The organism is Synechococcus sp. H60.1 (genome assembly GCF_047462335.1).
Lineage (GTDB): Bacteria > Cyanobacteriota > Cyanobacteriia > Thermostichales > Thermostichaceae > Thermostichus.
Genome location: NZ_JANSJA010000225.1, coordinates 1 through 646, shown reverse-complemented (window position 1 = coordinate 646; position 646 = coordinate 1). Strand labels below are relative to the sequence as shown.

Here is a 646-nt window from a genome sequence, read left to right as displayed (position 1 = left end):
TCTTGGATGGCTTGCGATCCTGTAAAGGTCTTTGGCGGGGCATCGGGGTAGAAGACGGTGATGCTCTTGGCCTGCGGATCCACAATCCAAACGCGAGGGATCCCGGCTTCCAGATAGTCCGCTACTTTTTGAACTACAGCCCCAAAACTCTGACCGGGAGAAAGAATCTCCACTACCAGTTCGGGAGCTGTTGGACAAGGGCCATCTTCCTCAAGCTGCTCCGGCCAGCGTTCAAACGAAACATAGAGCAAATCAGGAACGGGAAGCCACTTCTGACCCTGCTTTTGCAAAACAATTGCCAGCTCTGTATATACATCTCCCTTGCCCTGACACCACGCATCCAGAATGAAAAGCAATCGCTTCTGCAGAGAGGCATGAAATCTCTGAGGGGACATCGGCACATCTTTGGGAACAGCTTGCCCATCAACCAGCTCATAGGTCACATCTTCCTCTGGCAGGGCAAGAAACTGTTCAGGAGTGAGTTTTTGATGGGAAGCTGATACCTCTGTAGTTGATAGCATCACGAGTTCCTCATCGCTAACTCTCTTCTTGACTCCAGCTCAAACTTGGCTGAGCCGGCTAAGGGATCCCAGCCTGGGCAAACACATCCTGGGGAACAACCTTCAAGCCCGGCAAGAAATCATCT

At 51.7% G+C, this 646-nt stretch carries 1 protein-coding gene; it reads right to left on the bottom strand.

Annotated elements, in window-relative coordinates; all coding sequences use genetic code 11:
• Window positions 1-521 (bottom strand): Uma2 family endonuclease (locus NW852_RS11115; RefSeq protein ID WP_414426746.1); only part of this gene is annotated, 521 nt, incomplete at its 3' end.
• Window positions 522-646 lie beyond the last annotated feature (125 nt).